Genomic DNA, 26,394 nt, shown 5'->3' on the forward strand with positions numbered 1-26,394 from the left:
GAGAATAGAGTATGCCAGTCACTATCAATGCTAATGGATTAAGTATCGTTCACAAAGGGTCAGGCGGTGAAGCTAACGCTTCTTCTCCGGATGTGTGTTTAACGACCGTTGGACCGGCGGTTGTGCGTATTCCCTACGGTAACAACGCCAAGTCCGCCGACCTTGTCGAGGGCACGGCGACAGTGAGCGCTGATGGTGGCAATAGCATTGCGCTCAAAGGCAGTAAATTTGCGGTCAGTACTGGTGATGCTGATGGTGACCAAAAAGGGGTATCGTCGGGAACGATTGAAGATGAAGCCGAATTTACTTCTGCTTCAGCCAATGTGCTTATGGAAGGTAAAGGCGTAGCACGCCTAAGCGACCAAATGACCATGAACAAGGGCAACACCATTTGTAGCGGTGTACAAAACCCAAGTGTGACGGTTGCCCCTGAGCTTGATATTCCCTCAACGTGCGAGATATGTGTGCGTTATCCCAACGGTAAGCGTCTGACCAATGCCCCTTACGCATTAACCGATGAAGGGATTACGCCACTTGGTGCTGGCGCGTTAGATGGTTCAGGTAAGTCTTTTGTTTCTAGTTTAATGCCAGGTAAAGTCAAATTGGTGATGCAAGAGAGCCAAGATGCTTTTTGTCTTTCTCCAGTTCGGCGCACCAATCCGCATTGCATTGAAGAAATCAGTGACGACGATTTTTTCGATAAGGCGCGAAAACGTAATCAAGGCTTTTGGCAACCGACAAGGGTAGAAACGGGGCTGGCACCATGGGGCGCGATTGGCCATGAGCTTACCACCGACCGTTACTTTCAAGATATTGTTGGGCTAGAAACACGCCTGCATTTTACCCACTTGCACCCAGCAACCGAGTTCAGCTTAGAAAAATCCTGTGAGACTTTGGTTGGCAATCTAAATATGCCACTGCCACACACCACAGAAGCCATGCTCGCCTATACCATGCCGATGATACTGGAAGAGGGTGAAATACTCTCGGCCATACTTCGTCTTGCGCCTTATGAAACCACAGATCGTCTGCTGGCTTTCATACGCGCCCGTGGTGAGGGGAACCCGCAATCTTACCTTAACGATTATGATTGGGCGGCAGCGAAGAAAGCCGTGAATGAAAGCTTCGACAGTTTGCTGAAAAAGCTTCAATCTAGGTTGGAGTTTTTGCGCGATCAAGCCAGCAAACTTAAATACGCCTATTTATCCGATGAGCTCTTTAACAAGCACATCAACACCATTAAGACCTACGGCAAGGGGTTAACTGAGCTTATCGCAGGCGTGTTTGCCAAAATGCAGCTTAGGGTGTCTACGTTAATGAGCAATACCGCTAATGTTAAGGTAATTAAAGCCGCTGACAACGTCTATTCTGCTGAAGCTGGGGTAATTGAAGCCGTAGTCAATACCACCGAAACACTCGATTTGGTCGAGCCCTTTATGAACGAAGTGGCGGGCAAAATTGCCGATGTGTTGCCGATTTACCCAGTGCGCTATGGCTATGCCAACTTCTTTGACACCATTATGCCTGCCCAAGCGCCGCCCACTCTGCCAGAAATGGCCAGCGCTTCCGGCCTTAATGAAACTGGCGGTTATATCTTGCGCCTTTTACGTGAAGGCTGGATTTACATCAAAGAAGAAGAGGGCAAAGCCGATAATCAGCAGATCCATATCTTCCGCTACGCGCAAACCGAAACCGCGACTGGTGTGATTGAAAAGTTTGAGAAATACTATTTCACCAACGAAGAAAACGCCCAAGACGGCTTAACGCTCGATATCTCATCCGGCGCGACTTTCTATCCATTTGCTTTTGTCACCAATGGCACACAAAAAATCTCGATTGCTTACTCAGAGCACGAATGGGCCGCTGACATCATAGACAAGATGAACAGCGACCAAGAATGGCGCACCAAAGCCATGCAGCAAGCCGACATGAGCGCCAGCGATGACTTTAGCGACACCGCCACTCAAGATACCTTAAGTAGTTTGGTGGAAGATTACCGCAGCCATGATGTGAAATGGTTAGCGGATAAAAGCAAAGACAAGCCCAGTAAATACGGCTTGGATGTGTTCACCACGGCTAAAAACTACTACCTTGCTGCTGATGAGCTGGTTGAAACCATGCAAAAAAGCCACAGTGAACAAAAAGACGGTACTCTTATCGCCTTGTTTGATCCTGTCGGGCGGCAGGCGGATATAGCATTTGCATTAACAGTGATGACGGTTTGGGAAGAAAAAGATCGATCAAACAAACGTTATCCTAGAGAGATTGCTAAATTTCTTAACCAATCATTCCTGAATGAAAAAGCGCACCCTGAAGTGAGAGAAGCCGCGCTAGAGCATCTTAATGTGGAAGCTTTGAATGCTTTCAACAAAGAAACGACAGAACTACAAACGGCTTTTAGCGAATTTAGGGCTAAGGTAGTGGATCTATACGCAAGCTACGCTTATCAAGAATTATCAGACGGAGGTTTAGGGTCTTTAGATACTTACTTGAAAATGTATTTTGACATTAAATCTGATGCGCTTTCACACCCTGAAGTGGAAGCAATGAAAATTGCGGGTTTAACAGAGAGCATTTTTGAAGGTGTGAGTTCTTCAAAAGAAGGACAAGAACTATTAGTTGAAATGATTGATGCTGCGTATGAAAATGACGAAGATTTGCAAAACTCAAACAACACTTTCTATTTACTTATAGAGCAGCTTAAGAAGACCCTTACTCAATGTAGAGTTGGCACAGAATGGAGTGAAGTTATTCAGCGTACTCCAGAGGTGTTTGGTAACCTTTGGGCCAATGCTCGTGCCACAAAAATATATGGCAAGCAGTTGGCAAAAGAGTTTAGAACCAAGCTTTCTGCTAAAGCGATAAATGAAATAGCTGACTCCTTGTTGCCTACTTTTTACCACAAAGTCGCAGGTATCACTATTACGGGTAACTCGGTTAATGTTACGCAAGAGAAGCTTGCAGAAATTCTTGCAAGTCACATTGATTCTGGTGGGAAAAGTACACTTAATATATCTATTGCTCAAAAGCACTTAACTTGGGCTAAAAAGCTAACAAAATCGGTGAATGCGAAACAAGCAAATTACCAATCCAAAGTGTTCAGACTACCAGAAATATCAGTAGAGCTTGTACCTTTATTGAATGGTAAGCCTAAAGTTGGACCTGTTTCTGATTGGTTAGGGGTTGTTGGAGGCGGCGCCACGACTGCTCTGTCATGGTTCGTAAACCAACATACTCTCTACTCAGTTCTTGCACAAAGTGATCATCAATCTGCTGATCCACTTGTAAGGTCTAAATTAGCCTATGATACCTTTAACCTAATTTCTGCGTTGGCTGCAATTACTGTTGACTCAGCATCCGTTGGTAAGACGGCACTGGATATTTCTGCTCGAGTGACTAAAGCATTGGGTAGCGATGCACTGGCTGCCAAAGTATTGCCGAAAATTAGCACTGGTCAGTTGAGGCTAGGAACGTTTCTGGCTGCGAAGCTTACTGCAAGCCTAATTATTGGAGCTAATTTAGCCATGGCCGTTATATCAGGGTTAGATAGCAGAAATGATTGGCAGAAAGGTAATATTGGGGGAGCTATTGGTAACGCGGCTTTTTCTGCTTCAGCGGTATCATTTGGTGTTGGGGCGGCTGGCTCTATCTTGGGTATATCAACAACTGGGATAGCCATATGTACTGGTATTGGCTTTGCCCTCCTAGCATTGGGTGGCCTAATCACATGGTTTTACAGTCGAAGTCAGATTGAAAATTTACTTGCTAGTTGTTTTTGGGGTAAAGATGAATTGTACTCATTTTGGTATTTTGAAAAAGGAGGTAGTTTGGATATTGCTACAAGAATTAATGTAGCCAGTACTATTTCTAAGCGGAAAGACATCCAAACTGCTTTTGCTATAGAGGTTCAGGAATTTGCGAACCTTTTACTACATCCTTCGGTTGAAGTTCAGAAGGAAGGTGATTTTCTTAGTCCGAACCAAAACGCTGTATACCAATTCAAGCTACCAGCTTATGTAGATAGGGTATCTGAAGTTTTTGGTTCTATACAGAAGCTAAAAGTAGATATTAGACAGCCTATTCAGAGTATGGGTCAAGTAGAGTTGGATGAAAACGCAACTCAAGCTTTCTCAAATGCCCTAAGTCTGGCACTAAAAGATCCTAGTAAACATAAACTTGAAGATGGTATGTTACATTTGACTGTAGAAGTTGAGCAACCTAAAGACTCATATTTGTATTGGTATTACCAACCAGAACCAAGTGTTATGGTTCCAAAGCGCATGCTCACCTACGATGGTCTTGCCAAGCAAGCATTTATTGGAATGAAAGACGATAAATTCCTATAGGAAAAAGAGACAATGAGACGTGGAAAATTTAAACCATTTTGGAAGTTAGAGCATGCTCGGCCATTTAATGAGTTGCGCACTTGGTTTAGTGAAAAAGTCACACTTGACGCTTATCAAGACCCTCTTAATTCCATTATGTACGTTGATGATAATTTTTTATCTATAAGCACGCCATATAATAACTTTCGATTAGCTTTTTTTATTCCTTGGGTCGTAGCATTCTGGATTTTGTTATTTTTGATGGTTAGTGACTTTGGCCCTAATACAGGTGAAATATCATCTGCCAATGCTATGGTTCAAGCTAAACGAGAGTTAGATATTAGAGGCGAGTCGTACGATCCAAGGGACTATGTTTACTATGAAATGCTTGTGGGTGATGATGGTAAAAGCTCTTTGGGTGAATACCTAAATGCCGTAAGCAAATACGGTGGAAAGCTTTATATCAAGAGGGTTTATACAGACATTGTCATTATATGCGTTCTTTTTGTTATATCGCTGACGAGTACTTTGGCTCTACTTCGGTTCCCTCGTATGGCCGATATCTATTTTGACCGCCGTAGAAGAATTGTTTACACGTGGCGTTTGGGTAAGGTGGCTGCCTGTCACTTTGATAACCTTGGTTTTCGTGAAACCGCGAATGGTCTTAATTTGTTACTCATGAGTGAAAACAAAAAGCGCCAATACTGGCCAGCGAACTTTACTGTTCAACCAACTGGCAGGCCACACTTAAACACTGAGAATGATAACACCGAGTTTATCGCACAAGTTTTTGCTTTTATGGATAAAGGAAAAAAGGCGGTTATTACAGGGGAGCGATTTGAGCGCGCTTACCCTAAATCCTACTTATTTGTTGATAAAAAACCAGACAACTTTGACCATAGAGTAGAAGAAATTCTAAAAAGAGATAGTGAGCTACCAGATCTCTATGCCAAGCATTTGTTTTAAATTTAATTTAAGACCATATAAATAAATGAAACGCAGATTTTGGGGCATATTCACCACCAAAGCTCAGCCTTTTTCCAAATGGTGGCAGGAGTTTCGCGCAGAGGTGGCTGTAATCCCAATGGAAGACCCTCTTGACCCTATCGTCTCTGTTGATGATAAGGTGATAACTATAAGAACCGGTTATCACAGTTTACGTAATGCCATAATAGTTCCGCTTATGTTGGCGTTAACTTGTATGGCGACCTACTTTTCCTATGACTCATGGCCGAATTTCCCCTCTCTAGCCGAAGATGCTCATGAAACCATAGCACTTATGCAAGAATATCGAAGAACAGGAGATAGACCTTTTTATGATATTGATAAGATGGAAGCTTATCACCAAGCAATGCTCAATGAAGATGGAAGGGCAAACTTTTTTACTTATATGGAAGCGCAATCTGTTAGGGGAGACTTAGGCCACTTTATAGAGGGTGTGGTTTTGCTAGGTTTAATGTGGATGATAACTGTGGCTATGTGGCTACTTTTCCTTCTCAAACCCAGAGATGCTGAAATCTATTTTGACCGCCAACGGCAAATTGTTTATAGCTGGCGCCATGGCAGAGTGGGCGCGGCCTACTTTGATAAAATGGGTTTAATTGAAAACCACCTTGGCATTAACCTTGTGTTGCAGTTTGAAAACAAAAAACAACAGGGTTACAGCCCAATGGCGATTGTTGGTATTGATACTGGCAAGCTGACCTTTCACTCTGAAGCCGATACCACGTATCCACTCGCGCAAATCCTCGCCTTTATGGACCATGGCAAAAGCGCAGTGATCACTGGCTCTTCTTTTAAGCGTAAACCCGCCAAGTTTTTCTGGCGCATCGATCCTAAACCAGACAACTTGGAGCAACGCGTCAACGCCGCGCTTAAAGCCGAAGGAGATTTGGTTCATCACTACCAAACCCACAGACCAAAAGGGCATGCGATATAGTTAGCAGGATCTGCTCGGGCTATCTACCGTCTAGGACTAAAAATGCAAAGAACCGATCAAACAACGCCATGGTGGAAAAGGCGTCATGCTCAGCGGTTAACTAACTGGCGGCAAAAGTTTAAAGACACGATCGAGCTTGATGCATACGCAGACCCTGGTGAGCCGATAATGTCAGTTGATGATAATGTTTTGTCAATTCGTAATGCGGCACATAATATCCGATTAATCTACTTTCTACCATGGGTAATTGGACTGTGGTTGTGTTTTATCTGGATTTTTAATGATATAAAACCAGGTAAAACCGAGACAAACTATGCCGTGCATCGAATCGCAATTATTGACGAGGGAGGGCGTACTGTTGATTCAAATGAATACAACCTTCATGTATCGATGCTTGGCGAAGAGGGGAAAGTGACTTGGGCGACCTATGTTCAGGCTATTATGAAATATGGTGACGAAAGTGATAAAAAATATCTTATCCAACAGCTAATAATCCTTGGTGTTCTTGCTTTCGTTACTATCCTTTTTACTTTTCTATTGATTCGTTTCCCTCGCCTTGCAGATATTTATTTTGATCGGAAGAGAGGTATTGTTTATACATGGCGCTTTGGAAAAATAGCCGCGTGCCGATTTGAAAACCTTGGGCTTAGAGAAGATAAGATAGGGTTGACCCTGTTTTTATACGGCGAAAGCAAAAAGCATCAAAGCGGTTATTGGCCAACACTGTTTGGCTTGCAGCCAACGGGTAAGGCGCATATGAACAGTGAAGATGACAATACCTTTCTCATGGCTCAACTTTTTGCTTTTATGGATAAAGGCAAAAAAGCGGTCATCACAGGTGAGAGTTTTTATCGCCCGCAGCCGAAAACATATTTGTACCAAGACAAAAAACCGAAAGACTTTGATAGCAGGTTGGCCGCGATTCTTGCAAGAGAGCATGAGTTACCAGAGCTATATGCAAAGCATACGTTTTAAGTCAACGTGGAATGCAGTTAAAACATATCAAATATAAGGAAAAAATATGACAGAAAGTACAAGGGAAACATCATCGCCTGAAGACCCATTTGGACAATTAGATATTACTTATGATCAAACACCTTGGTATCGCCGTCGTTGGTTTCTTTGTGTGACTATGCTTCTGTTTATGCCGTTAACATTAATCTTAGTCTTAAGTGGTGAGGTTTATCTAAAGCGTCAAGGAGCGGTTTATAAGATGGAACCCTCGCAGAAAATACGAGTTGTCATTGCGTGTCTAGTACTTATGTGTGTTGGTTTATTCAGAGTGATAGGACCCGGGTACTAATGCGATCTTCTCGCGTTCTTTATACACATAGGTTTTTGGTCATCGTGCCGAGGAGTCGTGAATCATTGATATTGAAGGTAGGTTTTTAATAAATGGCGTACCTTGTTTCGATAGGTGCGCTTGACCTAAAAGACAAATTGTAAAGACTAGTGTTTATGTGTTTTTCTCCATAGTGACGGTGTTGTACCCATTTCATTTGTAAACATATAAGTGAAGGCTGACACATTAGCGTAACCTAAATCAAGCGCAATGGAGGTGATACTTTGATCAGAATTTAGCAGTTGAAGAGCAATAAACAATTTTGCTTTTTGCCTCCAGTCTCTAATACTCATGCCTAACTCTGACTCAAACTTTCTAAGTATGGTTCTTTTTGACAAAAAGAAGATCTCTGGAAGTTTATCAATACAACTATTATCACCGATATTTGAATAGATATAATCACAAATCTTTTGTATTTTCTCATCCCTTGGCCAGGGGATATAGACAGTTTCAGAATATAGTCTTTCAAACTGGTCTGATATCAATGACTTTATCTTAGATAAATAACCAGTATGCTCGCCATCCAGAATAGCTCTATCCAGCTCACATATCAGGCTTTTCATCATATCATTGATCTTATAAATATATGACTTTTGTACAGATTCAATCTCATCTACATAAAGGCTGCGAAAGGTTGCACCGTACTTGGTTGATGTTGAGTGATTCATACCCGGTGGAATCAGTATTCCGTGAGAAGATGTGATTAAGTATTTCGATGAATCTATGGTGACGATTAGATCTCCTTTTGTTGCATAAACGAATTGGTACCAAGCGTGGCTATGTTCTGGAAACCTCTCTCTAGGTAGAAGGTCTTCAGATCTTAACATTACCCCACAGTCAATGCTTCCAATAGAGGGTACTTTCTTGTCCATATTTAAACTCAACATTCAAAGCCAAAATATGGCTAATAATAGTAACTATTAGTCATACTGTCGAAAGATTTAATCTCTGTGAACCCTATACTGTATTTTTATAATGAATATGATTCTCATTTAAAATATTAATAATATCATCTTCTTATTTTTTTTAAAAATAATATGCTTAAGTTTAACAATAAACGAAAAAATCACTTCAAAGAGGAAAAAATGACGGCAGAAACTTCACAACCTAATTCTCTCGATATTGCTAAAGTAACGTTTGGAGGAATCTGCTCTCTGATACTAACGGTTGGCTTAGCTAGATTTTCATACACACCAATGTTACCGATAATGTTAAAACACTCCGGGTTAACAACTATACAAGGGGGCTGGCTAGCAACGTTAAATTATGCCGGATATATGGTCGGTACCTTGTTAATCTCATCTATGCATAATCTAAGAAATAAATATAACCTGCATCAATTATTTTTATTTTTAGCTGTTTTAAGCACGACACTTATGGGTGTAACGAGCAATGAATACGGTTGGGGCGTACTTAGGTTCGTATCTGGTATTTCTAGTGTTGGTGGATTGTTATTGGCCTCTGCATTGATATTAAACTGGTTCAAGGTCAATAACCTAGATCATGGTTTAGGGGTTCACTTTTCTGGGTTGGGTATAGGGATAGTAATATCCGGAGCGCTTGTGATTCTTGCCAGTAACACGTCCGACTGGAGTGGACAGTGGATTGAGATAGGGCTATTCGGACTCTTATTCTTATTACCATCATGGTTATTCATTCCAAAACCCACGATCTCCGAGTCAAAAAGCCACATTGAGTACCCGATAAGAAAATCCAGCTTGTCAAATAACAAATGGATGACATTAATGATGATGTCTTATGCTTGCGCTGGACTGGGCTTCGTAATTGGATCCACATTTATTGTTTCATTCTTAGAATCATCGCCTCTTCTTAGTGGAAGAGGTGGATTGGTTTGGATTCTGGTTGGTCTGTCGGCAATCCCATCATCATTCTTGTGGGATTCATTGTCCAATAAAATTGGAAATATAACATCATTATTTTTTGCATATCTTGTGCAGTTGGTTTCAATCATACTACCTGTAATTTCGAATTCTCTTGTTACAAATATATTATCAGCAATCCTATTTGGTCTTACTTTTGTAGGAATAGTCAGTATTACGCTAACAACGGTTGGTAGAAGGTTCCCCGAAAAACCAGCAAAAGCAATGGCAAAAATAACACTTGGATATGGTATTTCTCAAATACTAGGACCTGTCATTACTGGCTATTTGTCTAATTCAACAGGCTCATATAAAGCCTCATTCCTGCTCACTTCAATAATCATGGGAATAGGCCTAATTCTTTTGTTAAAGATAAGAGTTATAAAAGATTAATTGATAATGCTGAATTTAAACTTTTCATAGTAGCACTTAGTAATTAAACTTACCCAAAAACATCATTAATAAAAACTAATTTTGCTCGAATGAATAGCATTATAAAAGGTGTAAGATCGCAAGGTTTAAGCGTATGAACTCTAACTAGGATGAAAAATGAAGACGTCTACCATCATTGCACTTAGCTCACTTTTTTCGGTATCAGTACTTGCCAATATTCCTGCAACCCTTGATATGCACACTCTTTCGGCTCAGGCATCAACGCAGTACCCAGATATCACTTGGACCACGGTTGATAAAATTGCATCAGAGCTTCCGAAGCATCCTATTAATGTGGGTTTAGATATTGATGACACCATGCTGTTCTCAAGTCCGGTTTTTTACTACGGTAAACAAAAGTACTCTCCGGATTCCTTTGATTACCTAAAAAACCAAGATTTTTGGAATGAAGCTTCAACGGGGCTTGATCGTTTTTCTATCCCCAAAAAATCAGCGATTGAATTAGTCTCCATGCACCTCAAACATGGTGATACCGTTTACTTCATTACTGGTCGCACCGCTCCAGAGGGGCAAGAGACAGTCACTGAAACTCTTCGCAATATTTTCCCTAAAGAGTACGAGAAGCAAATTAAACCCGTCATTTTCGCAGGCTCGTTAGATAAAGTTCAGCAACTCAAAATGGCAAAAATTGCTCAATACTATGGCGATTCAGACGAAGACATTACCAGTTCTCGTGAGGCTGGTGTTAAAGCGATTCGTTTCCTAAGAGGCGCGCAGACTACTTATACTCCGCTACCTCATGCAGGTAAATACGGTGAAGAAGTTCTGATTAACTCAAACTACTAAAATTGGTTGGGCGTCATCTAATCTGAACTGAAATCATAGGTGTTAGCTAGCGCACTATACTTATTGCGCTAGCTTCACATAGGCGACCTTTTATACATAGAGGTTAAGGAGCTATGATATAACCACGATTAGTAACCTTTAAAGAAACCGCCATCAAGCAATATGTTTTGCCCTGTCATATGGTTGGTTAAATTGCCCAATAGGGCTTCTAAGGAGTCAACAATATCTTCAACTGAGGCATATTTACCAAGAGGAATGTTCTCTACTTCGTTTTCCATGAGCTGCTCGTAAGGTAAGTTGTTTGACTCAGCTTTTGACTTCATCTTATTGACATAGGTTTCAGTGAGCGCGCCTCCAATTGAAAGTGTATTGACGGAAATACTCTTATTGCCCAAAGATAGTGCCATTGTTTTTGCTTGGCCTAACCATGCGTTTCTTATGCAGTTACTTGCCGAGTAATTGGATAACGCTGACTTAGTGCTAAGGCCCGAGAGAAAAACGATTTTTCCATGCGCTGATAACACTTGGTTCTCTATGATGTACTTCAATAAACTCAGTGGCTTAATAAAGTAGTGCGCGTAGAGCATGCGCCACTCCTCATCACTAGGGAAAACTTTATTTGATGGAGGAATTCTTGGAATGATAAACACGACATTATCTAGCTGTTCGAGTTTATTGGCGACGTTATAAATACTTTCAGAGTCAAAAAAATCCATTGTATGGCATTGGATATTATCGCTCGCTTTCTCTAAGTCACTTAACTTCCCCTCATTTCTACCTGTCAAAATTAACTCATGTTTAGGCGCAAGCCTTTTGGACAGTTCAAACCCTATATGACTGGTAGCGCAGGTAATTAGTGTTTTTTTCATTAACAATTTATCCTGTTATTTTTACGATAGGCTTATGTAACGAATGGCTATTTGTTAACCAGTATCATTATAAGTCCATAGGTTTTCTAATAATACTGTTCTATGGCTATTTGCCTAAATATAGACATCAAACAAGCTGTCTCGAATTTTAGAATCTCTGTATCTTTTACATTCACCAGTATTAATGCCAACACTTATTGTATGAAAAATAATTGATTTTATATTTGAATGTTTAAATGAGCTATTGATTGATATGGTTAATATTGTTAGCCTCTGGTCGCTTTGAAATTCTACGGAAAATATAATGAAAAATATAAAGTTATTTGCTGCTATGCTGAGCCTTGCAGTGTTAAGTGGTTGTGCGTCAAGAGTTGTAGAAATGCCCGATAATTACTGGGAAAAAGAGTCGGTTGAAACTGTTGTTGTTGCATTTGTTAAACAGCCTCAAATGAGTGCCTCACGCAGTGGAGTACAGGGATTACTCGACATTGCCATCAATGAGGCGATTACAGACTCTGTTGAAAATCATATCGAAACGTTAAGTTATGAAACGCTTGAGGGGCATCAGCCTCGCATTGCTGAAATATTAAAAGCAAAAGGTGCGAAAGACGTCATCGTTCTTCAAAAGTATTTCGATGTTAGTGATGCTAATGAATTGCCTGAAGCAGAGCAAAAAGACGGTTACTTTAACTTTGACGTTTCTAAATTAAGAGAAAAACATGATGCTTCTCATTTACTGGTTATTCAGGTAAGAAATGCAGGAACTATTCGCGATTACTACGGTTTTATTCCCCTTAGCGACCCACGTGGTTATGTGAATGGAGAGGTTACTATCGTTCGCCTAAGTGATAATAAAATTCAAATGAGAAACCCTATTCTTGTTGAAATCGAAGTTCCAGAAGGTATTGAGTGGGATGATGAAGAGAATGGCTATCCAGCGATTTCGAAAATTGTGAATAGCGCTCTTGATGAGGCAGGTCATCAGGTTGGGAACATGCTTTAATTGCGATTAAGAGCCGCCGATGCGGCTCTTTTTTTGAATAGAGAACTCAGGACATACACCAAAAGGACCAAATAAGTATGATTTAGTCCTTTTCGAGCGGCAGATTTATTGTGCCACTACAATGGCCTTATTTAATAGCCGAATGCATGACAATTACTTTTGAGGAATGTTTCTGTGTGAGAAACATTGCCTAGTCACTAATCCCCATTTGTGGTCTTGGTACATATCTTCGACATAGTTGTTGGATGTATAATCACTCACCACGTTACGCCAAAAGCTAACCGCATGGTCAGCGCCCGCAACTTGTTTGATTTCCCAAGAGCCACTGAGGAGCTCGAATAAATTGGAAATGAATTGCTTTCCGACTTTATTTCTACGAAAACAAGGTAGTACGTAGAAATCACAGATCTCATAGGTTTTATATGACTTTTCATCAATCGCGGTAAGCGCTGCTGGAACACCATCTATGTAGAGCAAGTAACCAGTAATGTTACCTTTGAGCTCTGGGTAAATCTCAAACGACCCATTCTCATTGGGTTTATCATCGATGATTTGGGAAAACTCTGCACCATAACCTTGGTAAAGGTTGGCATAAACATGGGCATTACTATCGTTTACTTCCACTATATTCATCTTCATGTCTCTATGATTTTTTGATTTTATGACTCATTTTATCAATTCATTTGTCAATAGAGAATAACCTTTTGCCTCTGGGCCACCGTGAAATTTGAGTTAAATGGGTGTACCTCTTATTCGATTTTCTTCTTAGTAAAGGGATTCACTTTAATGGGCAGATAAATATGTGATAGAGTGCAGTGCACTCAAGGATATATAGTTGTGCTACCCGATTTGGACAATAAGTTAGCGCTTAACTCTTATGTTATCGACGATGTGGTAGATTTAGCGGACCAGATGTCTAACCCTGTTATGTTAAAAGACAGTAGGGGGCGATATTTGTATGCGAATCAATCAAGTATCTCTTTATTTGGCTTAAGCCACCAAAATGAAATAGTGGGTCTGAACTCGAAAGAGCTCAAAGGGAAAGTGACTCACCGTTGGCATGACTCATTTGAACGTGCCATTTCAGATTTAGACTCGTTTGTGGTGAAAAAGCGCATGTCGGGCCGCGATAATATGAGAGCAATTCCTTGCCAAGACGGCACGTTGCGTGTTCAGAACATGATCAAAAAGCCGATGGTTAGCCAACTATCAGACAAAGTCACGTCTATTTTTACCTTCAGTGAAAACTTAACCGATGAGATAGATAGGCTGTCTTTACTCAGACTTTATGTCGACTTTTATTCTTCCCACCTTGTCGCGGTTCGCTATTTCCTCAAGTATCTTTGCGTTGAATCATTATTTATTAAGACGCCGTCGCTTCGAGAAATGGAAACCATATTGCGCACTGCTGCTTTGGGTAATCAAAAATCTGTATCAACTCAGATGGGGATCTCGACAAGAACAGTGGAAGAGAACATTCGAAAAATTAAGCAAATCAAGCTTGCCAATGAATACCTATGGTCTGTACTTTTGGAATTAATAAGAAATGAACGCCGAAACCTTAAAATTAAGTAAAGTTATACAAATTACTACTGTATCCAATGTTTTTGAATGGTATGAATACATTATTTTTGCCTATTTATACGCTTCGATTGGTCAGTATTTTTTCTCTTCATCGAATCCTATTTCTGCGGCTATCGAAACATTTGGTGTGTTTGCACTCAGCTATCTGGCAAGGCCATTTGGTAGTATGTTCTTTGGCTGGTTGTCAGACAGTGATTCCATATCGAAAGCGGCTAGAATTTCTATGATGATGATGGCAATACCGCCGATTATTATCGTGTTGATACCTGGCTATGCCAGTATTGGTATTGCAGCGCCTATCGCTTTGGTGGCCGCGCGTTTAGTGCAAGGCTTTGCTGCTGGTGGTGAGCTGCCTGTAACGGCGACCTTTGCCTATAACCATACTGAGACAAAATTTAAACGTTTTGCCTGTGCCTTGGTTAATTGCAGTTCTTTGATTGGTGTTTTGCTCTCATCGTTGACCATTACCCTAATGAACACGTTTCTTACCCAAGAACAAATTATAGCGGGCGCATGGAAATATCCATTTTATCTTTCTATTCCGCTAATATTTTTCCTATTTTGGTTACGAAAGGATTTATTTTTACTCGATTCCACAGCAAAAAAAGCGTCAGAGGACCAAAAAGAGACGGGCTATCTAGCGCAAATTTATCAACATAGGCACGCTTTTCTGGTCGGCTTCTCAGTCATTGCCTCTTTGCAAATCTCTTTTTATCTGATGTTTATCTGGTTCCCGAGCTACTTAAATCTGTTCCTTGGCGTGCCAAAGCTTACTGCGTCCGCGTTTAATACCATGAGTCTTTTTATCATGGTGATCACAGTCATATTGACAGGCTTGGCTTTAATTCGTTTTGAAGGAAAGAACCTGCTATTTCATTTTCTTTATATTGAAGTTCTTGCGGTGATTGGCGCCTTCTATTGGCTTACCCATGATCAAAGCTATGTGACATTGGCATGCATTAGTGTGGTTTTCTCGATTTTAATTGGGGTTATCGATGCTATTGCGCTTGGATTTTTAGGCGGGTTATTTAAGTCGAGTATTCGGGGAATTGGAATGAACATAACATTTACATTGCCTGCGGTGTTCTTTGGCGGCTTTTCTCCACTTATCGCGACTTGGTTAATCGATCAAACTGGGGTACTTATGGTCCCAGCATTGATGATTGGAGTGGTATTGATGTTAAGTTTATGTGTGATTGTTAAGTTTGAGCGTGAACTAGACAACCACCTAGAACTCCAGTATCAAGATTAACAGCAAGTTTAGTAAAAGAGTCATAGACTCTATCGAATGCCTCTTTGCCATGATGGTGGCAAAGGGGTGATTTATGTTCTCGCATGGTATTAAGTACACTTTGGTAGCTTTCAAAAAACATCTCCGATAAGTCGTGTATCTCAACGATGGACCAAGGCGAGAAAATAGTATCGAGTCTATCTAAGGCAATTGGGTTGAAAGGGGAGTGGTCATCATCGAAAAGATTGCCTTTAAATGGTGTTTTTGAGCAGTACTCAAAAACGAGTAAATCTGCCTTTTCCCTTGCTCTTCCCATTAATGCATTACACGCTTTGTTTTGGTCTTCAAATGCATAGAAGGAGGAAAATAGTGTAAAAAGATCAAAGGTTTCGTCAGTGAGTTGATCGATATCTAACACATCGCCATGGAGAAATTTGCAATCCTTGTATTGATTTCTGGCGTAATGTATCGCTTGGATATCTTTGTCTAGCCCAATAGTTGTTACCGTTTGGTTAAGCATGTCTACAGTACCGCCTAAGCCGGACCCCACGTCTAATACGCGTTGCTTTGATGCAAAGTCGATTTTGCTAGTGGCAAAGTGAACCGCTTCTCTGTCTTTTGGGTGGGTGAAATCGCCATTTCTTATTTCAGCTAGTAGATGTTTTTTTTGAATAAAAGTATTCATGGAAAGATAATCCATTGAAATCAATTAATTGATTTTGCTCTGAATAAAGATGGAACCAATGATTATTGCAAAGTACAGAGTAGAAAAACATACGGGTTTTCCCCGTATGTTAAATGATACCAGATTGTATATTGTATACCTGCGCTTAACTTGATTTGTCCCTACTCGGAAAATCATGATAAGCATTAGATATAAGTCTTTCTTTTTTCCTTATATCAACCCGGTTTTAGAACCCTTAAACCTTTATATAGCCAATTGTTGATATGGTCCAGCTTTAGGACATCCACGTGAAAGCGTTCCCCACTTAGTTTTAGTGGGGATTTTTTATTCACATGCATGACTCGTATAAGGTGGTACAAAGTGTCATCGCTTGGTTTAATTTATGTGGTTGCCTTGGCTTTAAATAAAATTGGTGAGGCTTTATGCCTAACCTACTTTCGGATTAGTGAATTTCCGTAGTTTTGATGAAACCATCTCCACGACTGCCGGTAGAGCGGTTGATGACTACCCAATAATATGTGCCTTTGCCGGGGTTAGCATAGACAGAGCGACTTGGTCCACCTACGACAGAGCCACTGCCATCAACAAGTTGTAAGCTGAGCCAAGCGTTGGATAAGTTTGTTAGTGAGCCAGATGCACGTTTGTAAGCGCAAGTTTGATCAAACGAGTACAGCATGGTTGAATCGCCAGGCTTTAACTCAGTGAAGTAAAATTTATTCGACAGGGTAAGTCGACACAAGAAGTTAAAAGATTTTGAAAGCTCTGCGAATCCTTTGCTATCCATCTTCTGGCGTTCTTCTTTGTTAAGATCTATTTCGACAGAGCTTTTGGTGACGACGTCTGATTCCAGCTCAACCACGGGATAAGCTTTGCCATCAAGATAAACATTAGTTGGGGCAAAGCTTGCTTGTGCAGAGAATGAACATGCTGCAAGTAATAAAGATAAGTTAATAATTTTCATAATAGATACCTTATTTATAGGAGGAAGAATAATTATTTATATTTATTACTTAAACAATATTTATAACTCTTGTTTGTGAGTAAATAATCTATAATGTGTAATGATTAAAATTAACATTTCATATATTAATATATTGGATCACATAAAAATATATTGAAAAAACAGAAGCGATTAGTTTTTAATTTATGGCTTGGCAGTCTTGCAGGGTTTGTTGGATATTAGAGCATGATTAAAATTTGCCATGATTGATTTTGAGAGCGCATTGTTTTTACTCAAAGCAAGGTACAGTGGTAAAACATCGACCGCCTGTTCTGAAACGTGAAACAGGTTTCCGTCGAACGATTGCTGTTCTATGTTCCAATTAAAAACCTCTTCATCCATGAGCACAGCGTCAACACGATTTTTCAGCAAAAATTCAATATTCTCGTTAGCAGACTTGGTCTGAAAAAAGTTCACATGTTTGTTGCTAATGTTTCGCCCGTATGCATAACCGGAGACAACCGCTATGCTAATTGTGCGCTCTTGTTGTAAATCTTGATATTGGACTGGCGAGCTTTTCAAGCTGATGAGCTTTATCTGATTGGTGTAGTAGGGCTCGCTAAAGTAGAAATCTTTTTCTCTTTGCGATGTTTTCCAAGCGCCTAGTATCACATCAACCTCACCTGACTTTGCCATCTTGTAGGCGCGATTCCAAGGTAATATTTCCACCGCGAGTTCCATCTGTGCTGCGCAAAAAATTTCATCAACTTGCCGGTGTAGCTTGCCTTTGTTCATCGTATCTTTGTGAAAATAAGGTGGCCATTCATCTTGAACCCCCTTGACGATTAGAGAAGAAGCACTTGGAGATAGTGTTAAGGTAAGTACAAGACACAGTGATGAATATTTACGCTTCCTCTGTACCATTTCAGACTCTGTTGATATCGAATTATCTTACATTATAGCTAAGTAGACCATGTTATTAAGACCAATCGGTAATTGATAGGTTTCGTTTTCAACCGATTTGTATTTGCAGATCTCGCTATCAGAATGAGCAATGATGCGAGTCGAAGTGATCGTTTTATTTGGCGCTATAGTAGTAGTATTAAAATCATCACATAAGTTAACCCTATGAAATATCCTATCCTTTGTTGTATTAGTTTACTTGGCAGTTTGATGGCTTTTGCTTCCTCTGCCGCCACATGTCCAGAGATATTGAATAGTAAACAACGCCTGCTGAACTCGACTGAAAACATCGAGTTGTGCGAAGCGTTTCAAGGTAAAACGCTGTTGGTGGTCAATACGGCAAGTCAATGTGGTTATACCTCTCAGTTTGAAGAGCTTGAAGAGTTATATCAGACATACAAAGATCAGGGCTTTACAGTCATTGGTTTTCCAAGCAATGATTTTCGCCAAGAGAGGGGAAGCGAAGAACAATCTGCTAAGGTATGTTATCTCGATTACGGTGTCACGTTTCCGATGATGGCGCGTTCTTCTTTAACAGGCAGTAGTGCCAATCCGGTCTTCACACAAATACAATCTCAAGCTGGAGTGAAGCCCAAATGGAACTTCTATAAATTCCTTATTAATAAACAGGGCAACGTGGTGGCGACCTTCCCTAGTTCTACATCGCCGGTGAGCTCGACTCTTAAAAATGCTATCGAGCAGCAATTATGAAGTCTGATGATGTAGTAAGTACTCACACTAGAGAGACCATGACCAAGCTTGGCTATATGGGTCTGATCCCTTTTTTGGCTGGGTTGTTTGTATCTCTGACAGGTAGCACACTGTTTGGGCTCAGTGGTGAAGCACTTTTTATCACCTACAGTGTTGTGATTTTAAGTTTTTTGTCGGGCATCTTATGGGGCAGTGGCATTGAAAACTTTGAAAATCCATGGAGCAATAAAGCATTAGTTTTGAGTAATGTGATCGTATTAGCAGCTTGGTTGTCTGTCTTGGTTGGAGAAAGCAATGAGTTAGTCAGTTTACCAATTTTACTTATTGGATATGTTGCTGTTTGGCGGGCTGAAAAGTTAATGCGTACAGAAAACCAGAGTGCAGGGCCAGACGGTTATTTTGATATGCGGACAAGGCTAACATCCAGCGTTATTTTGATGCATGGGATAGTGCTGTTGACTTAGGCACTTCAAGATAGGTGGTATATCTGATATTGCACCTGAGAGCTATGATTGAGGGATATTTGTACTCATAGTATGGTAAAGGAGGTTAAAATATTAACCATATTTATAGGTTTATCCTTCATGCATTTTACTTAAAAATCCTTATGTTTTAATATATTACTTTTATTTGACATATGTACAACGCGCTATACATATAGTATTTTGACATTTTTATTCTTAAGCAATGTAAGAAAGTCCACTAAAGGTGTTAAATGAAAAAGACAATTATAGCGCTAGCGTTAATCGGTGTATCGGCGTCTGCTTCTGCCGACTCTTGGTTATACGGAGGGGCATCTATTGGTCAATCTGACCTTAACTCGGAAGATACCACCACATACTCAGTTCATGTAGGGACTGGAATCTTACCTTTTATCGGTGTTGAAGCGGGTTACAACAATTTTGGTGAGTTTGATTTTGGTAATGGTAAGGTTGAAGCGTCATCATTTTACGCTGCGCTCAAGCCGAGTATTAACTTTGGCCCTATACAGGTATATGCAAAAGCAGGAGCTCACTATTGGGAGCAAGATTCAAGTACCGTTAGCTACAAAGATGAAGACGATTTAGACTTTATGTGGGGAGTCGGTGCTGACTACGCCATATTTGGTCCTGTATCTCTGGGTGCGAACTATATGAACTACTCAGTTGGTAATAATGATATTGATACAGTGTCAATGACAGTATCTTTTAATTTCTTATAAGTTAAATTTCGGTTTATATAAATTATATCCTGCCTCATAATAGGCAGGATAGTTTATGGATACTTGCATTATTATATGGGTAGTTAATCTTTACTAAACACAAAACACCTCTGAATAAAGAAGCTGGAAATAAACAGTAAGCATTCTGCTATGAGTTTCGCATACATGGTTGAAATGCCACACCCTATGAGTGATTGTGTTAATACCATGGATGAAATTAGGAGTATAATCGCTAGAAAAACGTACTTTACTATTGAATGATAACCTTCACCATCTGATTTAAAAACAATCCGTTTTGACATTGTGTAGTTGTAAAAAGCAGAACACATTCTTGCGAAAATAAAAGATTTCATCGTTGAGTCAGTAGACAATAAGATGAGGTAAAAAAGTAGGTAGTCTATCAATGCACTTGATATTGAAATGCCAGTAAAACGCAAAAAGGTCCAGTAAATTTTTATTGAGTCTCTGAATGGATTAAAGTGTGATGAGCTATTATCATCAATATATATAGTCTCGATATCGATTTGTTTTATCATGCATCTCTCACGAGTAGCCAAGAGCAGCATTTCTGTCTCAAACTCGTAACCATTAGATTCAATCGACAAACACTTATTGGCAAGATCAGTTGATAGGTATCTAAGTCCTGTTTGAGTGTCGGTAATAGGAATTTTGGTCACGAGTTGGAAGATTTTTTCCGTGATCGCATTACCTATTCTACTTCTAAATGGCACTTTGCCATTAAAAGCACGAGCACCGAGTAATAGACTAGTGCTTTGACCACATTGGTATCTTGACTCGTTTAAAGTTCGTATGATGTCTTGTGATGAATGTTGTCCGTCTGCATCTGCGGTGATGATGCCAGTGACGTCTGGCATTGTATTAATAATGTAGGAGAAACCAGTTTTTAGCGCTTGGCCTTTACCCAAGTTTGACTTGTGGTTAAGGATAACGAGCTGGCTAAGGCTTTTTAACTGTTTGAATATATAGTTACATTTATCACTTGATCCGTCATTTACCACCACAATAGAACAGCGACATAGTGTTTTTATTTCCGAAACCAGGTGTATAATGGCATCACTTGGGTTATATGCCGGTATCAATATTACCTTTTCATTTGAAATTATAATAATAGCCTCTCTATTATTTATAAGTGATGTTTATGCGGATTGATTTTATCTACATTTTTTTAAAAAAACTTTTAAAATCCGATTAACGATTATTTACTTATGGTTTTAAACCATAATAAAACTAAATGATATATTTCAATGTTTAAATCATAGGTAAATTTAACACTTGATCCGGTAATCTATCTAAAATAAACATACAGAACTGCTAAGGATATTTTGTCAAATTTATGTTTTTAAAAGCACTTGATGAGTATAGAAGTGTAGTAACTAGGTAAATTTTTAATATAGATAGGAACTTTTACTATGAATGCATTGTCTAGAGAGTTTATAGTATTATTTTAACTAGGTAGGCTTATTTTTATTTGCCATATCTATTTATCTTTTTTATTTATTTGTGAGGACATATGAAACGTTATTTAATTGCTGCGGTTTTGACCTTTGCGAGCTTACCCACTTTTGCTGATAATAATCAACCTGATACTGTTAAGTTAAGCCAGCAAGTGAATCAGACTGTGAAAACAGCGAAAGTTGCACCACCAAAGCCTTTTGGTTTAGAGAGTATTACGCCAGAACAAGAAAGCAAAATTAGACAGATACAGATTGATATGCAAACTAAAACTCAAGCTTTAAACCCGAGTCAGGAGAAAATGGCCAAGGAAGTAGAGCAGTGGACCAAGTTGGTGCAAAACGAGAAGTTTGATGAAGAACAAGTAAAGCAAATCCTTCGTGGTTACAACGAAAAGCAACTTGATATTCAGGTGATGAAAATCAAAGCAGAGCATGATATGTATCAGGTGCTCACTACTGAGCAGAAAAACACTCTAGCTGAACGCCGTAAGAAGCAACAAGAACAAATGAAATTAATCATGCAAAAGGCACAAGAAAAAGCAAAGGCGCAAAATAAGTAGTTCTTTATTAGACCTCTTTGTTCGACGTTCGCTTGCCTATACCAGCAAGCGAACGTTTTATAGGAATTTACTATTTATCTGGCACAGTTTTACTCTAGGCCTAATGCGGCTCTGAGTCCTTTCCCATAATCTTCGTCAGCTTGGAAAGCGTGATTGATGTGGCGTTCTTGAATGTCCTTTGGCACCCCTTGCATGGCGCGAGCCGTATTATCAAACAAAGCTTGGCGTTGTTCGTTATTCATTAGGCGGAATAAATCACCAGCTTGGCTAAAGTAATCTTCATCGACTCTATGATCATAATGATCTGCGTCTCCTTTTATACGCAGTGGTGGCTCTGAAAAATCAGGCTGTTCAGCCCACTCTTGTTTTGAGTTTGGTTGATAACCGATAGTAGACCCATAGTTACCATCCACTCGCATTGCCCCATCACGGTGATAGCTGTGAACTGGACATTTAGGTGCATTGACAGGGATTTGGTGGTGATTGACGCCAAGACGATAGCGCTGCGCATCGCCATAGGAAAACAAGCGTCCTTGTAACATCTTGTCTGGTGAGAAACTAATACCTGGGACGACGGCTGCCGGATTAAAGGCAGATTGCTCAACTTCTGCATGGAAGTTTTCTGGGTTGCGGTTTAGCTCAAACTCACCGACAGGTATCAGCGGGTAATCCGTTTGTGACCATATTTTAGTTAAGTCAAATGGATTAAAGTTAACCTTATCTGCCTCGAGTTCCGGCATTATCTGTACATACATCTTCCATTTAGGAAAGTCCTTATTTTCAATAGCTTTATAGAGATCTCTATGGTGGCTTTCCCGATCGCTGCCTATTATTTCAGCGGCCTCTTGGTCAGTCAGGTTCTTAATACCTTGTTGAGTTTTGAAATGAAACTTAACCCAATAGCGCTCTTTATCGGCATTGATGAAGCTAAAGGTGTGACTGCCAAAACCATGCATGTGACGGTAAGATGCAGGAATACCGCGATCACTCATAACAATAGTGACTTGGTGAAATGCTTCAGGAAGTGATGTCCAAAAATCCCAGTTGTTGATGGCACTTCGCATATTGGTGCGAGGGTCTCGTTTCACCGCATGGTTTAGGTCAGGGAACTTTAGTGGATCGCGCAGAAAAAATATGGGTGTGTTATTACCAACTAAATCCCAGTTTCCTTCCTCGGTATAAAATTTGAGTGCAAAGCCTCTAATGTCGCGCTCTGCATCTGCAGCGCCTCGCTCACCCGCAACTGTGGTAAATCGAGCAAATAACTCGGTCTTTTTGCCGATTTCTGAGAAGATCTTTGCCCGGGTGTATTTTGTAATATCATGAGTAACGGTAAAAGTACCATAAGCGCCAGAGCCTTTGGCATGCATACGTCTTTCGGGTATTACTTCGCGATCAAAGTGAGCCAATTTTTCAAGAAACCATACATCCTGAAGTAGTTGTGGACCCCGGGGCCCAGCTGTCATTACATTTTGGTTATTGCTGACAGGGCAGCCTGCAGCAGTAGTTAGCTTTTTAGTCATCATCTCTTCCACATTAAGTTTCAGTGTTAAGGTCGAGTCGCCTTATTTGAACTGTTTTGCCATAGGGCCTTGCACCATGTATATCTCTGATTTAAATCTGATTAAAGATAAAATTATTAATAATGGAATAAGTAATACTTATAGACTGGATGCCAAACTATATAGCTGTGAATTATCGTTTAACGCACTATCAGTGATGTTTCATAATAATGTGTTGGGTGTTTGTTATTGTGATAAGCACCCAAAATGAACCTGAGTGAATAATCGTATTTGGGATGTAAATCTAACTTTATGTTTTTCATGGTTTCAGCTTGTTGCATAATCCTTTAGATTTTTGACATCTAGTTAACAAGGTGTTAACGATGGGTTATGATTTATAAAACTCCAACCTATCGTGACGCTTTATATATAAGGTCATACAATGTCTAAAAAGCTAATTTTATCTCTTGCTATTCTTTTCTCTTCTGCCACTTCGACTGCTGCTGGTCTTTGCCCTGATGGTGAATTCTCCTTTTGTGATGGATTTGGTACCTGCTTTTGTTCACCTCTATAGTGTTACGAGCTTAGATTAAGTAACGCCGCATCTGGCATGGTCTCGTAACGGCTTCAATGGAATATAATTTATGAGTGACTATTCATTGAGAGTGTTCTTGTGTGTGATAGGGTTAACTTTCTTTACCCATCATAATGCTTTGGCTAACACACCTAGTCGGTATATAGAACTAGAAGATATTAAGCTGCAAAGGAAACCATGCCAGAGCGGCTATGAACCAATAAGTTTAAGCACGGCGATGATGTATCAACAAAGGTTGGCTGCAAAAATGGGGGAGTGGCAGCTGACAAATATTGAAAATGGCTTGATCATCATGGGGCCTGGTCATAAAGGAAATATCAAAATTGCTAACCGGCTGGCTTATACAAGCTGGTGTATCGAATCGGATAAGAAAAATACCTACCAAGCTGACGTATCTTTACCCTTGACACTAAAAGCACCGAACAGACAGAAACTAGAATGGCTTATGGTGAATTCAAAAGAATTTTACGAGCCATTAGCCGAGCTTGCTAACCTACTTGGTTATGCCTGGAGTGGTGGAGTCGATGGAAGGCAAAGTGGAGAGGATATGGTCACTTCTGTTTATGATAGAGGAGTGTACCAAATTAAATCTGATGCGATTGGGTTTGGAATGCCGTGTTACGGCTATCGCTGTGATGATAGATTAATCATCGACATCACTAATCTCAGTTATCAGCTTTTACCTAGTACTGTAGCTCAAAGAGATAGCACAGACGAAGCCCAAGAAATATTGGGGGTGAGGCGGGCCACAGTCACTAATGAATCGGATATAAATCAACAATATCGAGTGACGTTTTCCTATAAAAAACAAACCAGCTGGAAGTTCAAAAGTTCGATCAACTTTGAGCAAGCGGTATCGGTTAAAAGTGACTTTACATTGCCATTTATTGGAGAGAGTGAAGTTGAGGTGTCTTTTTCTGCAGGGCAAAGTTGGGGAGAGGAAAACTCAGGCGCTGCAAGTGAACTGGTCACTGACACCATAGTGGTTAATGTCCCACCCAAGCGCAGACAAGAAGTACTGATGACCATATACAAAACGTCAAAAGTATACCCATATAAGGGGCAAGCAAGGGTCAGCTATGATCTTGGTTTGTATGGATTCCTTTCTTACTCAGGCAATGCTGATATTGAGCACCCAATCAATCGGCCCCACAAATACTACCAGTGGGAGATAGGAAGGAAAACTTCAGGTGGTAATAACCTCGGTGAACAGTTTGAAAATCGAAACCTACCACTTCAAGACCATACATGGGATTGGCCGTGGGTTATTAATTCATTTGGTTTGCCTTATTCACAAGCGGTTATTGATGCTATTGAACGGCCGATAGTGACAGAAGTGGGTGGTGATCTTTCTTTGCAGAGCGTTTACGGAGCTGATGTCTATTACGGCGAGACAGAAGATCTCGAAAGTTCAAATCGTGTAAGGCGATCTCTTGATAACTTGTCGGACTGGGAAGTAAACAATACTTTTGATGCATTGCCTTATGTAAACGTTGAGGTTGAAAGGCTGTAGTTAAAATGAATGCTTGAGGGAGTACTGCTCTATGTCATTTAACCTTAAAGATGGACAAATCGACAGATTAGAAAAAGCGGCAATTTAATGACTGTTATCAGCGTCGATTTTTTGGCAAACCAATCATTATGCCGTTAGCTCCTTTCATAACTTTATGACTAATATCAAAATTAATCGGACCGCTATCTCAGTGGCACAGGATATGCTTCTCTGACGATATGAGAAGTATTGGAGTCACAAACAATGAGCGTAAATTTATTATCTTTGATTAATAAAGGAATTAAGGTATCGACACCCTTTCATTTAATGATGGACTTTTTAGTGTTGGTTATGTGTGTCTTTATACCAAAGATGATTTTCTTTATTTTACCAGCGATACCAGAGCACATTGCTATGGGCACTATGGTAATGACAATCGGTGTCTTTATGGTGGCTCTGACTAAGTTCGGTCTTATGGGGCTGTGGTCCACTGAAGACGAGCGTGAGGCGGCATAGTGCTGCCATATTCGCTCATAACTAAAGCCTGACGATGTGTGTCATAATGCCGTTCGGATAAGTATTAACACTTATATTTAAATGGATATTTGGCCCGAACAAAGAGGACTGAACGTGGAAACGTTCGGTCCTTTCTTTTATCTGGCAAAATGAAATGGCTGATGCTCTCTCGCATTTGTTTGAGCCTAACAGGTAAAGTGCCATCGGGGCTGAGCGCTAGCCAGCGCAACTGGGCATCTATCAAATTTATTGCTGCTGTGAAGCTAACCCGAGTTGGACTTACATTCGCATCTTCGGCAATATGAATCATTTCTAAACGTACTAAATTATAGGCAAGCAAAA

At 40.2% G+C, this 26,394-nt stretch carries 25 protein-coding genes and 1 pseudogene; 17 read left to right on the plus strand and 9 right to left on the minus strand.

All coding sequences use genetic code 11. The features are described from left to right. Positions 1-11: 11 nt before the first annotated feature. Genes DPF90_RS13680 through DPF90_RS13700 form a run of 5 tightly spaced genes read left to right on the plus strand, consistent with a single transcriptional unit; the run spans position 12 to position 7,567 of the window. A complete protein-coding gene (locus DPF90_RS13680; RefSeq protein ID WP_114786892.1) occupies positions 12-4,346 on the plus strand; it encodes a PAAR-like domain-containing protein in 4,335 nt (1,444 codons plus the stop codon). A gap of 12 nt (positions 4,347-4,358) precedes the next feature. Continuing rightward, positions 4,359-5,291: a hypothetical protein gene (locus DPF90_RS13685; protein ID WP_114786893.1), complete on the plus strand. Its 933-nt coding sequence runs from the start codon at positions 4,359-4,361 to the stop codon at positions 5,289-5,291. 25 nt (positions 5,292-5,316) lie between these two features. Next, positions 5,317-6,264 (plus strand): hypothetical protein, encoded by a 948-nt coding sequence (locus DPF90_RS13690; protein WP_114786894.1) that lies wholly within the window; start codon positions 5,317-5,319, stop codon positions 6,262-6,264. Positions 6,265-6,306: 42 nt separating this feature from the next. Then, positions 6,307-7,239, plus strand: coding sequence for a hypothetical protein (locus tag DPF90_RS13695; RefSeq protein ID WP_114786895.1), 933 nt, complete (start codon positions 6,307-6,309; stop codon positions 7,237-7,239). 46 nt (positions 7,240-7,285) lie between these two features. Beyond that, positions 7,286-7,567, plus strand: coding sequence for a hypothetical protein (locus DPF90_RS13700; protein ID WP_114786896.1), 282 nt, complete (start codon positions 7,286-7,288; stop codon positions 7,565-7,567). A 146-nt stretch (positions 7,568-7,713) separates the two neighbouring features. Here the strand turns inward: DPF90_RS13700 and DPF90_RS13705 are convergent, their stop codons facing one another. Further along, positions 7,714-8,478, minus strand: coding sequence for an AraC family transcriptional regulator (locus DPF90_RS13705; protein WP_162814032.1), 765 nt, complete (start codon positions 8,476-8,478; stop codon positions 7,714-7,716). 213 nt (positions 8,479-8,691) lie between these two features. On the opposite strand from DPF90_RS13705, the gene DPF90_RS13710 reads away from it, so the two are divergent. Both DPF90_RS13710 and aphA read left to right on the plus strand, forming a co-directional pair. Beyond that, on the plus strand, positions 8,692-9,879 hold the full coding sequence (locus DPF90_RS13710; RefSeq protein ID WP_114786898.1) for a YbfB/YjiJ family MFS transporter: 1,188 nt from the start codon (positions 8,692-8,694) through the stop codon (positions 9,877-9,879). Positions 9,880-10,035: 156 nt separating this feature from the next. After that, a complete protein-coding gene (aphA, locus tag DPF90_RS13715) occupies positions 10,036-10,725 on the plus strand; it encodes an acid phosphatase AphA (protein WP_114786899.1) in 690 nt (229 codons plus the stop codon). 128 nt (positions 10,726-10,853) lie between these two features. Here the strand turns inward: aphA and DPF90_RS13720 are convergent, their stop codons facing one another. After that, positions 10,854-11,594 carry an SDR family oxidoreductase gene (locus DPF90_RS13720; RefSeq protein ID WP_114786900.1) on the minus strand — a complete coding sequence of 247 codons (741 nt, stop codon included), beginning with the start codon at positions 11,592-11,594 and terminating at the stop codon, positions 10,854-10,856. A 304-nt stretch (positions 11,595-11,898) separates the two neighbouring features. Between DPF90_RS13720 and DPF90_RS13725 the strand changes: the two genes are divergently transcribed. Next, a complete protein-coding gene (locus tag DPF90_RS13725; RefSeq protein WP_114786901.1) occupies positions 11,899-12,597 on the plus strand; it encodes a cytidine deaminase in 699 nt (232 codons plus the stop codon). Between the two features lie 153 nt (positions 12,598-12,750). Here DPF90_RS13725 and DPF90_RS13730 read toward each other — a convergent pair whose 3' ends face one another. Then, a complete protein-coding gene (locus DPF90_RS13730) occupies positions 12,751-13,230 on the minus strand; it encodes a GNAT family N-acetyltransferase (protein ID WP_114786902.1) in 480 nt (159 codons plus the stop codon). A 204-nt stretch (positions 13,231-13,434) separates the two neighbouring features. Here DPF90_RS13730 and DPF90_RS13735 point away from each other — a divergent pair, with 204 nt between their 5' ends. Together DPF90_RS13735 and DPF90_RS13740 are read left to right on the plus strand one after the other, a co-directional pair. Further along, complete coding sequence (locus DPF90_RS13735) at positions 13,435-14,172, plus strand: PAS domain-containing protein (protein WP_114786903.1); 738 nt, start codon at positions 13,435-13,437, stop codon at positions 14,170-14,172. Continuing rightward, positions 14,144-15,433 carry an MFS transporter gene (locus tag DPF90_RS13740; RefSeq protein ID WP_114786904.1) on the plus strand — a complete coding sequence of 430 codons (1,290 nt, stop codon included), beginning with the start codon at positions 14,144-14,146 and terminating at the stop codon, positions 15,431-15,433. Before DPF90_RS13735 ends, DPF90_RS13740 begins: the two co-directional genes overlap by 29 nt. On the opposite strand, the gene DPF90_RS13745 is transcribed toward DPF90_RS13740, so the two are convergent. The 3 genes from DPF90_RS13745 to DPF90_RS13755 all read right to left on the minus strand — a co-directional run bounded on the left by DPF90_RS13745 (position 15,381) and on the right by DPF90_RS13755 (position 17,961). Then, the gene (locus DPF90_RS13745; RefSeq protein ID WP_162814033.1) at positions 15,381-16,097 is read right to left on the minus strand and encodes a class I SAM-dependent methyltransferase; all 717 of its coding nucleotides are present in this window, start codon (positions 16,095-16,097) and stop codon (positions 15,381-15,383) included. The genes DPF90_RS13740 and DPF90_RS13745 overlap by 53 nt on opposite strands. Before the next feature lie 442 nt (positions 16,098-16,539). Next, positions 16,540-17,058 carry a hypothetical protein gene (locus DPF90_RS13750; RefSeq protein ID WP_114786906.1) on the minus strand — a complete coding sequence of 173 codons (519 nt, stop codon included), beginning with the start codon at positions 17,056-17,058 and terminating at the stop codon, positions 16,540-16,542. 183 nt (positions 17,059-17,241) lie between these two features. Next, on the minus strand, positions 17,242-17,961 hold the full coding sequence (locus DPF90_RS13755; protein ID WP_114786907.1) for a substrate-binding periplasmic protein: 720 nt from the start codon (positions 17,959-17,961) through the stop codon (positions 17,242-17,244). A gap of 204 nt (positions 17,962-18,165) precedes the next feature. Here DPF90_RS13755 and DPF90_RS13760 point away from each other — a divergent pair, with 204 nt between their 5' ends. The 3 genes from DPF90_RS13760 (at position 18,166) to DPF90_RS13770 (ending at position 19,912) form a co-directional block, all read left to right on the plus strand. After that, positions 18,166-18,711, plus strand: a complete 546-nt coding sequence (locus DPF90_RS13760; protein ID WP_114786908.1) for a glutathione peroxidase — start codon at positions 18,166-18,168, stop codon at positions 18,709-18,711. Then, positions 18,708-19,175: a DUF3429 domain-containing protein gene (locus tag DPF90_RS13765; protein WP_114786909.1), complete on the plus strand. Its 468-nt coding sequence runs from the start codon at positions 18,708-18,710 to the stop codon at positions 19,173-19,175. Before DPF90_RS13760 ends, DPF90_RS13765 begins: the two co-directional genes overlap by 4 nt. 251 nt (positions 19,176-19,426) lie before the next feature. Then, complete coding sequence (locus DPF90_RS13770) at positions 19,427-19,912, plus strand: outer membrane beta-barrel protein (protein ID WP_114786910.1); 486 nt, start codon at positions 19,427-19,429, stop codon at positions 19,910-19,912. Between the two features lie 83 nt (positions 19,913-19,995). On the opposite strand, the gene DPF90_RS13775 is transcribed toward DPF90_RS13770, so the two are convergent. After that, positions 19,996-21,012, minus strand: coding sequence for a bifunctional glycosyltransferase family 2/GtrA family protein (locus tag DPF90_RS13775; RefSeq protein ID WP_114786911.1), 1,017 nt, complete (start codon positions 21,010-21,012; stop codon positions 19,996-19,998). A gap of 431 nt (positions 21,013-21,443) precedes the next feature. Here DPF90_RS13775 and DPF90_RS13780 point away from each other — a divergent pair, with 431 nt between their 5' ends. Continuing rightward, the gene (locus tag DPF90_RS13780) at positions 21,444-21,947 is read left to right on the plus strand and encodes a Spy/CpxP family protein refolding chaperone (protein ID WP_114786912.1); all 504 of its coding nucleotides are present in this window, start codon (positions 21,444-21,446) and stop codon (positions 21,945-21,947) included. 89 nt (positions 21,948-22,036) lie between these two features. Here DPF90_RS13780 and katE2 read toward each other — a convergent pair whose 3' ends face one another. After that, the gene (gene katE2 / locus DPF90_RS13785; RefSeq protein ID WP_114786913.1) at positions 22,037-23,473 is read right to left on the minus strand and encodes a catalase KatE2; all 1,437 of its coding nucleotides are present in this window, start codon (positions 23,471-23,473) and stop codon (positions 22,037-22,039) included. Between the two features lie 418 nt (positions 23,474-23,891). Here katE2 and DPF90_RS20530 point away from each other — a divergent pair, with 418 nt between their 5' ends. The 3 genes from DPF90_RS20530 to DPF90_RS13795 all read left to right on the plus strand — a co-directional run bounded on the left by DPF90_RS20530 (position 23,892) and on the right by DPF90_RS13795 (position 26,052). Continuing rightward, positions 23,892-24,023, plus strand: coding sequence for a hypothetical protein (locus DPF90_RS20530; RefSeq protein WP_257791845.1), 132 nt, complete (start codon positions 23,892-23,894; stop codon positions 24,021-24,023). 70 nt (positions 24,024-24,093) lie between these two features. Further along, the gene (locus DPF90_RS13790; protein WP_114786914.1) at positions 24,094-25,557 is read left to right on the plus strand and encodes an aerolysin family beta-barrel pore-forming toxin; all 1,464 of its coding nucleotides are present in this window, start codon (positions 24,094-24,096) and stop codon (positions 25,555-25,557) included. Between the two features lie 243 nt (positions 25,558-25,800). Beyond that, on the plus strand, positions 25,801-26,052 hold the full coding sequence (locus DPF90_RS13795) for a hypothetical protein (protein WP_114786915.1): 252 nt from the start codon (positions 25,801-25,803) through the stop codon (positions 26,050-26,052). 64 nt (positions 26,053-26,116) lie between these two features. Here DPF90_RS13795 and DPF90_RS13800 read toward each other — a convergent pair. Continuing rightward, positions 26,117-26,394: pseudogene (locus tag DPF90_RS13800) on the minus strand (IS4 family transposase); the annotation flags it as partial.

It is taken from the genome of Vibrio tetraodonis (genome assembly GCF_003350295.1).
GTDB classification, from domain to species: Bacteria; Pseudomonadota; Gammaproteobacteria; order Enterobacterales; family Vibrionaceae; genus Vibrio; species Vibrio tetraodonis.